The 1,163-nt window shown below is 52.9% G+C and carries 1 pseudogene; it reads left to right on the top strand.

The features are described from left to right. Positions 1 to 346, top strand: a pseudogene (locus AC1D17_RS29050) (hypothetical protein); the annotation flags it as partial. Positions 347 to 1,163 lie beyond the last annotated feature (817 nt).

Genomic DNA, 1,163 nt, shown 5'->3' with positions numbered 1-1,163 from the left:
GTTTAAAGACCTTCGTACACTCAAACTCATGGAAGCTGTGCTGAACCTGATTTCAGGCCTCAATAACAGGGGTGACGATCTGGATGGCTTTCGGGATTGTGCCAAGGATATTAATTGGAAGGCGCGCAACTCCGATATGGCCCCGTTGTTCGTCAACAATGATCTTCGAATCGCAGATGCACATGAGACGCCAGGAGACTGTCTAAAAGCCCTAGAGTCGCTCGGCTTTGACAACAGCCTGACGAATGACGGTTACGGCAGAGCGCTCGACTTTGCTGTTGATCAGGTGATCGTCGCTTTTCAAAAATTCAATGAGGCCATGACCCAACTTGAGACGTCACCTTGAGAGAGCTCGTAGTGTGTTCTCACGAACGCACTTATAGGACGCACATCTCCCTCGCCCTTTCCACCTGAACATCTGGTTGTCGACGGCTGCCAGGATCTCGAGTCGAGCGCCACTGCCTTTCCGAAAGGATCTCGCTGTTGGAGGGATCGCATGCCAGGCTTCGGATAACACGCTCTTTGATTGTTCGATGGGCACAGCTCTCGCGCTGCCCATCGTACTTCAATGCCCGAATTTCGTGGCGCGCCAATGCCGATCGAGCGATTGAGGGGCAAGACCCATCCTCGCGGCGATGCCTGAAGAAAAAACGCTTCTCGGCTTCTCGGCTTCTCGGGCGAGGCGACCAGATAAACCGGCGTTGCGCAGAGTGCACAGCCAAATCGTGCGCTGTTCGCCAAATTCTCGCGTATCGAAACGCGCTCGTCGACCAGTCGATCATAACGCCTTTCTGAAATGAACGTGGCGACATCGGAGAATTCGCCGCTTTCCAGATCGAGAATCTCGGCGATTTCAGGATTCAGCACCGGCTCTGCGAATGCAAGCGGATCGAAGGTGACATTTCCCTGTATTGTTGGACCTCGTCGAAGCTTCTCTCAAGATATGCAGATTCGGTTGCTTTCCTGAACTCAAAATGAGCACATCCTTTACGGGAGATGCTATGAAGGAGGCCAAATGAACCGATTCTTTTCCGATAGACATGGATACAGAGGGACTGAGCCGGAGATTTCCATTCGGGAAGATGCTCCTGACTTCCTGCGCTTTCAGATCGCGAGCATCGCGCGAAACTGCGAGCTAAGTCMAAGGGCCATCCGAGCAATCG

Source organism: Pararhizobium sp. P1_E7 (assembly GCF_056405855.1).
The sequence above is the reverse complement of the archived record's forward strand: the minus strand, read 5'-3'. Positions and strand labels throughout refer to the sequence as shown.